Genomic DNA, 7513 nt, shown 5'->3' on the forward strand with positions numbered 1-7513 from the left:
GGGCGGATTCTGAAATTGTCGGGAATTGTTCGACAAGAAATTGGGGTATGAGAAAGTCCGTGAATCGCTGTAAAGAGCGTTTACCACAACGTTTTTTCAGGGAGCGATTCACGGATGAACGCAGAATATCAACGACTGGAAGCGGAGGCGAGTGTCGTCGAAGCAGAACTGCGGGATTGGGGGATGACTGTCGATCTCCGCTCCGCTGCCGACGTGACGAAGTATGAGCAGCAGTACGCCGCCCTGGGCAGAAAGTTGGCATCGCTCCGCCTGGGTCTTCACTTAATTCGGGCAACTCACTCTTGCGAGCTGCGATTGAAGGAACGGCAGTTTATCAAGTCACTGCCAAGGACCTACCATTCTCAGGGAATACGCCAGAAGAAAGTTCATCTTCCAGGTGACGTCGCCGTAACACTCATGGTGACGTATTACCACCGTTGCCAATCGGGTGGGAACAGTCGTCGGGGTTTGTTTCCGATGCTGATGCTGCTGGGGATTGCCGGTCATTACACCCCACAAATCCGCACGCGGATGGCGAAAGCCGCGGCACTGCTGGGATCCTATGATGAGGCGGTGACGATGCTCGCCGAAGAAGGGATCAGCATCTCCGTCAACCAACTGCGAACGGTGACTGCGGGAATGGGCCAATTACTTCGGCGAATGACCGACCTCGGTTCAATGACCGCGACGGGAACAGTGTCGGGCCGACGGATTGTGGTGTCGCTGGATGGGGGGCGTGTCCGTTTGCGGGAGCGACGTCGAGGCAAAACGAAGAAGGGGCGCAAGCGATTCTCACCGAAATGGCGTGAACCACGACTCTTCATCATCTATGCCGTGGATGAAGAGGGCCGGATGGCGAGCGACTTCGCCCCCGTCATTGACGGCACCATGGGTTCGTGTGACCAACTGTTCGCATTACTGCTGGCCTACCTGCGGGGGCTCGACTTGACGGAAGCCGCTCGCATCCTCTTCGTGGCGGATGGCGCCACTTGGATCTGGCGGCGGATCCCCAAGCTGATCAAGTCGCTGGGACTCCTTGAGGAAAAGGTCCAGCAATTGATCGACTTCTGGCACGCGATGGAATATCTGGGCAAGATTGCCGAAAGTAAGTCGCTCACGGGAAGTCGCAAGTCGCGCTGGCTGACGACTCAAAAGAAACGCCTCTGGCGGGGAGAGATCGGGGCAGTGGTCGATGAGATTCGATCGCTACTGGGCTCACACAGGACGAAAGACCAGAAGACCTGGTTGAACTATTTCATCACGAACGGACTGACCAATCGTCGCATGGACTATTCTCATGCGCGCGATCACCAGCTGCCGATCGGCAGTGGTGCCATCGAGAGCGCCGTTCGTCGCGTCATCAACCTGCGTGTCAAAAGCAATGCCGTCTACTGGCTACGGGAGAACGCGGAAACGATCATCCGAATCCGAGCATGGATCAAAGCGGGGAGAGCAGAAGAACTCTTCCATCAAACAACTTGCGTCACGCCCGAACTCGCTGCCTGATGCCTACGATTTTGAAATCCGCCCCCATTCGATTCGAATATCTCTTGGCAGGACTTCTTCCCTGTTTCTGCCAGATCCGAGTCGGTGAATAGTCGAAGGCGAATCTCTGGAATCGCTTTGCGTTCGACGAGCGAGACGAAAAGCTCTTCCATCGCGTCTGCGGTGCTCGTCCATTCTTCGTAAGCCGAAAGTGCCTTTCCGTCAAACTGCGCGATCCTGCTGAACAACTTTTCTTCAGCGTCGCTCAGTTTCACAGGCTGCGGTGGTGAAAATGTCATATTCGCTCGACTTCGCGTTCCGTTCAGAAATCACGCCATGCATTCCGGTGAATGCTTGACCGAGAAGTAGCTACTCGTCGAGACTATCAACGATTGCGGCTATTAATACGAAAACCAAGCTTCGGGAGCAAATCACATTTGAGTAGTGACAAAACGAAAGTCCCACCTAAGACGGACGACGAATCATGGAAGCTGCAGTATCTTCCCGATTCCTGCGCTAACAATCGGATTGAACTCTGCAATGCTATCCGCATTCTCAGGCTAACAATCCACCAGAAACTCGGCGTGTCACCAGTTCCGGACGGAGATGATCCGGAACGCGCCCGGGTGACAATCGACAGAATTATGGTGGACTGTCAGTGGCTCAATAGGCGTCTCCCCGAACTATTGCGGCGAGTCGGAATCGAGAGTGATGGCTTTCCAATTCCAGAAACGTGTAGGCTTGATATTGTCTTAACGGCGCGCCAATTCCATAAGGATGCGGTCGCTGGCCTGGCACACATCCAAGGCAAGATCCTCGCCAAGATTCGCACGGAGGATTTGCCAAAACACTGGCAGTTGCTCGGAGAAGACAATGACCCGATCCTACCTGATCATCCCATCACCAGTTTACAGCAACTGTTGCAGCACCTGAGGACGATTTACGATCTGACTGCGGGGACGGATCGCTACGATGTGGTCTGCACAACGTTGGCAAACGTCAACGCGTATTTCTTTCAACATTACACTACTGAGACGGATCGTCCGAACTTCGATTTCAGCTTCGATTCTATGGCATTCGCCGTCGACGAATTGCGCAGGGCGATCTCTGTGGTGGAGCGGCTGCAGTTGCCCACGTTCCCACGAGCCGATGAACCAACTGACCAAGAAATCATACTGGTTGGAAACATTATGAAACGTTTGGGGCGCAATCCGTCTGTGAAAGCAATAAAGGATGAGGCAAGACGGCAAGGGATCAAGCTCTCGAACGCAAAATTCTCCTTGGCAATTGCCAAAAACAGGTAGATTTCCCAGTAGTCGTCCCGGATGTCCCCTGGGGACCGATAGGCGCTGACGTTAGCCGACGAAAATGAAAGATGGCAACCAAGTCGAATTGGTTGCATTCTGGAGTGTTCGGTATGTCAGCGGAAGTGGTGGTTTTTCTATCGCCAGCGGCAGTCGCAAAGAGCCGTCGCATCAATACAGCGAAAGTTCTCGGCTGGATTCATTCCGGCCAACTACGCGCGATCAATTACGCCAGCAGGCCTGACGGTGTTCCGCGTTGGCGAATCGACCCCGCTGATCTTGCCGCGTTTGACGAAGCTCGCTCTTCGACTCGGGAGGCAAACTGAACCGTGCCTTCCGACCCGATCCGTTTTTTGACGCCTCCAGAGATTGCCGCCCGCTATGGCTGCAAGCCTGAGACCGTCATTGGCTGGATTCGCTCGGGTGAACTGAAGGCTCTGAACCTGGCAAAGCGCGGGTCCATGAAGCCTCGGTTCCGAGTTTCCCCCGATGCACTCGAAGTTTTTGAACTCGCTAGAAGCGTCGTCCCCAGGGAACCGACGGTAAAAAGGCCACCACGAGACCTCAATATAAAGAGGTTCGTCTAATGGAACCTGCAAGCACTCAGACGCTCGACGAGTCAATCGAAACCCCGGTCGCGTTCCTCACGACGGTTTTCGCCGCAGATGACATTGTCCTGTTTCGTCCGATTGAAACTTGGACGGAAAACGGGAAGAAGCGAAGCCAAGTCGATTACGCAAATACGGGGTATCGCCGTGCGGATCCGGCCATTCTGCGGACATCCATTCGCGAACTGCTGAGGTCTTCTGAAAAGAACTTGACCAATCTTTTCTTCGGCGTTTGTCCCCGCTTTGGTCGACAAGGTGAGTATGACCTCGCCTGGCAGATCCGCACCGTGCGATGCGTGTGGGCAGACATTGACCATGTATCCGTCGATGATGCACTGGAGCGGGTCGGGAACGCTGACATTCCGAAACCCTCGATCGTCGTGAATTCTGGAAACGGCGTTCATTTCTACTGGTTGCTGGATGAGCCTTACCTGATCGATGACGTTGGGCCGCCAACTCCTGTGAAAACAGAATGGGTGGAACTCCCTGGTGGGAGAAGAAAGCCTCGGAAGTATACGATCGAAGACGGCGAGCGAATCTACCTCGACAAGCAACGGTACGCCTCCCGCCTCAGCAACAAGGCTCAACACTTACAGAATATCGTAGCAGGGATCGGGAAAGCCTGTGGAGGTGATCACACAACTGACCTTTCACGGTTGCTGCGAATCCCCGGGTCGTTCAACCGTAAGGATCAGCGTAACGGTCGTGAACCCGTTGCCGCGGAACTGACTGAATGCGATCCAGGGCGTCGTTACCCGATCTCGTTATTCGAGTCACTGTGTATTGCGTCGTCTGATGACGAGCGGATGAGGACAATTGCATCGCTGCCACTGCCTAAGGCTCGGAAGCCATCAGCAGCGAAATCGGATCGACTCAACGAATTGGTCGCCACCTGTTCTCTGGCTCCTCCCGGCCTTCGGTCTGAAGCGGACTTTGGGCTTTGCTGCTTCTCGATTTCCAAAGGCATCGGCAAGGAGCATGTCTGGTCACTTGTAGAAGACGTCGGCAAATTTGCCGAGCAGGGCCGACGTTATTTCGACGTGACCTGGGACAAGGCCGAATTCGAGTGCCGCGTCAACATGTCTGAGAAAGTCGCTACAAAAATGCCGGACCAGAGTCGTTCGGCGGATGCACCTTCGCATCAGGAATTCTTCAATCCAAACTCCGCTGAGAGAGGGGAACACGGTCCTCTGGGAGAAACACCGACCATTCAAATTGATGCGGCGAACATTCCCGTCAGTGTAACATTGCGGGAAATCAGTCAGCATCTGCTTCGTTCCAATTGTTGTTTCCTAAGATGTGAACAACTTGTCGCAATTAAGAAAGATTCGATCTCGACGGTCCTCTCACCTCCGGAACTTGCGGGTCTACTGAGTCAATTCGTGGAGTTCTATTTTGTGAAGGATGACGGTGGGGAATACAAGCCGCTTCCTGCAACCTACGGTGGCACATGGTTGAACAATCACCTGGAGCGGCACCAGCTCCCTGAAATTAAGCTCTTCACGCGGAATCCTGTTTTTACAGAAGATTGGAGGCTCGTCGCTTCCGGGTTCGATGCCGGCTCAGGGATCTATTCCTCGGGAGAGCTAGTCGAAGCTCGTGCGGGTACGGAATACCTGGACCGGCTATTGCGGGACTTCTGCTTCAAGTCGCCTGCGGACCGAACCAACTACATCGGGGTTCTGCTGACGGGGATCCTGGTACCACGATTCATCGGTGCGAAACCTGCCGCCCTGTTCAACGGAAACCAGCCTGGCCTTGGCAAATCAGTTCTGGCGCAGCTCATCGCAATCATTCGAGATGGTCATGCGACAGAAACCGCATCCTTTAACGCAAACGACGAGGAGTTCGAGAAGCGGCTCGGTTCCATCGTTCGGCGCGGATCGACCACGATCATCATCGATAACGCGAAGGGACAGGGCCGCAAGCCACGTATCGAGTCGGCGTGCTTGGAACGGTCGATCACCGATCCGGTGCTCTCGTTCAGGTTGCTGGGTAAGTCGCTAGAAATCCGTGCGGAGAATTCGCACATCTTCTGTGTGACCGCAAACGCGCCCGATGTAAGTCTCGATCTCGTGAGCCGGAGCATCGTGATCAATCTCGAGCACGAAGGCGATCCGAAGCGTCGTACCTTTCGTGTGAATGATCCCGAGGGCTACGCCCTGGCGCACCGGCGAGAGCTGCTGGGCGAATTGATCAACATGGTCCAGGTCTGGATTGCAGCAGGAAAGCCGCTCGCGGATGTCTCGACCCGATTCAATAAGCGGGACTGGGGAAAGATCGTCGGAGGAATCCTCCATGTGAACGACGAGCCAGACTTTCTTACCAATGCCGAGGAGACGGCTGTCGCGCTCGACGGGACGCGAAGTGAGTTCAACGAACTCGTGGGCATCCTGGGAGACCACCCTCAGGGAACATGGTCTCCGAGTGAATTGGTGGATCTGTGCCAAGGGAGGGGCCTGCTCAGCGCTGACCTCGGAACCGGAACGCCACGGTCGCTGTCGACGAAGCTCGGGACGATCGCTGGCCGCTACATCAACGAAAGGTTCCGCACGGATGACGGCCGAATCTTTCAGTTCCTACGCGAGAAGCATCGTTCCGGGAACAGCTACCGCGTCGCATTGCTCGAAAGTGCTGAACCTTGACCCCTCTGCTGAACCTGCCGCGAACCTCTGCGAAGGTGGAGGTTCCGCACCTTAAATAGTGATGAGGCAACAACATACATCGGAGTGCTGAACCTTGCTGAACCTTATTGGTAAACACATACATGCGAGAGAGAAACGTGCATATGTGAATTATTTATATGCCATTTTAGTTACAGGGAAAAAGGTTCCGCAGGTTCGCAGGTTCCGCACTCAGTTGGTCAGCGGATGGGATACTAACGTGAGCGAGATGTTGTGGGAGCGGTCGTGATGAAGATGGCAGATATGAGTTACGTCAACTTGTTAATGGTGCGGGTACTATTTGTATGTGCGCAAGAAGATTTGGTGTAAAGAGTTGCGGGCAGCGAATTGCGTAGGTACCTCCTGCGCGATCGACGTAAGTTACCTCAGCGGGGGACCCAACTAGATTAGAGAGAGTTTGTTTTCGCTGTCCGGTCTGGTTCCGGGCCTATTTTTCAAGGAGTTCTGTGTGGTTTTCATCGCGTTTTCGGACAACCAGTTCCTCAATTTCTGGTGGCGAGCGCTTGTCCTGGTTCCGCTGGTAATCGTCGTCATGCGTGGGTGCGACTCCCAACCGCAGACACCCATGTTGGTGGCGAACAGTGTGCTTCGAGTCGGATCTCGACTAGCCCATTTCTCCACTCTTGTTTGATCAAAACCCAGGGGCGTTCAGCCCAACCACAGACTTTCACGGAGGAAGTACGCAATGCAAAATGAAGTCAGGATCCACCCCGCAGCAATGCTCTTTCCAGAGATGCCCAAGAACGAGCTTGCAACGCTCGTAGAGGACATCCGCGAAAACGGGGTTCGCACTCGCCTTCAGTTCATTGGCGAGACCTGGGACGATGCCCAACTGCTCGATGGCAGAAACCGGCTGAAGGCGTTGAAAGAGGTCGGATTGGCCTACCGCGAACATTCGGATCTGATACCGGCGGCAGACATTCCGGACCCGATAGATCATGTCTTGTCACTGAATCTCCACCGGCGCCATTTGACGGAATCGCAGAGAGGCATGGTGGCCGCGAACGTTGCCACACTCAAACTGGGTGCGAATCAGCATAGCTCAATTGAGCTACCCTCCACCCAGACAGCAGCGGCAAGGCTCAATGTGAGCGTCGCGACCGTGAAACGTGCCCGGAAGGTCAAAGAGAAAGCTGTCCCGGAGATCACAGCGGCCGTCGAGTCCGGCGAGGTCACCGTCGGGGCGGCGGCTGGAGTCGCGGAACTGCCCGTCGATGAGCAATCCAAGCTGGCCGCAGAGGGACCGAAAGCGATCAGGGCCAAGGCCGCATCCCTCCGACAGGCGACGAAAGCGGAAGCGGCTCCTGTGGAGGAAGCAGTGAAAGAGCGTGGCTTGCTGTTCGACCCCACGCAATTTGATGAGGGGATGCGTGATCCAGACATCGTTCGGGATTCGACTGCGGAGAGAGAAGCGGCGAACAAATCCATCGCC

The 7513-nt window shown here is 54.9% G+C and carries 5 protein-coding genes and 1 pseudogene; 5 read left to right on the forward strand and 1 reads right to left on the reverse strand.

Annotated features, from left to right (window positions below; all coding sequences use genetic code 11):
• The first annotated feature begins 114 nt into the window (after positions 1-114).
• Positions 115-1506 carry a hypothetical protein gene (locus VGE80_RS14455; RefSeq protein ID WP_440593156.1) on the forward strand — a complete coding sequence of 464 codons (1392 nt, stop codon included), beginning with the start codon at positions 115-117 and terminating at the stop codon, positions 1504-1506.
• On the opposite strand, the gene VGE80_RS14460 is transcribed toward VGE80_RS14455, so the two are convergent.
• A complete protein-coding gene (locus VGE80_RS14460) occupies positions 1470-1784 on the reverse strand; it encodes a hypothetical protein (protein ID WP_440593157.1) in 315 nt (104 codons plus the stop codon). The two genes, VGE80_RS14455 and VGE80_RS14460, sit on opposite strands and share 37 nt — an antisense overlap.
• 138 nt (positions 1785-1922) lie before the next feature.
• Between VGE80_RS14460 and VGE80_RS14465 the strand changes: the two genes are divergently transcribed.
• The 4 genes and pseudogenes from VGE80_RS14465 to VGE80_RS14480 all read left to right on the forward strand — a co-directional run.
• The gene (locus tag VGE80_RS14465) at positions 1923-2789 is read left to right on the forward strand and encodes a hypothetical protein (protein WP_440593158.1); all 867 of its coding nucleotides are present in this window, start codon (positions 1923-1925) and stop codon (positions 2787-2789) included.
• 329 nt (positions 2790-3118) lie between these two features.
• Entirely contained in the window at positions 3119-3376 is a 258-nt protein-coding gene (locus VGE80_RS14470) for a helix-turn-helix domain-containing protein (protein WP_440593159.1), read from the forward strand.
• Positions 3376-6042, forward strand: a complete 2667-nt coding sequence (locus VGE80_RS14475; RefSeq protein ID WP_440593160.1) for a hypothetical protein — start codon at positions 3376-3378, stop codon at positions 6040-6042. The genes VGE80_RS14470 and VGE80_RS14475 overlap by 1 nt, the downstream gene beginning before the upstream one ends.
• A gap of 724 nt (positions 6043-6766) precedes the next feature.
• A pseudogene (locus VGE80_RS14480) lies at positions 6767-7513 on the forward strand (hypothetical protein); the annotation flags it as partial.

The organism is Schlesneria sp. (genome assembly GCF_036405755.1).
Lineage (GTDB): Bacteria > Planctomycetota > Planctomycetia > Planctomycetales > Planctomycetaceae > Schlesneria > Schlesneria sphaerica.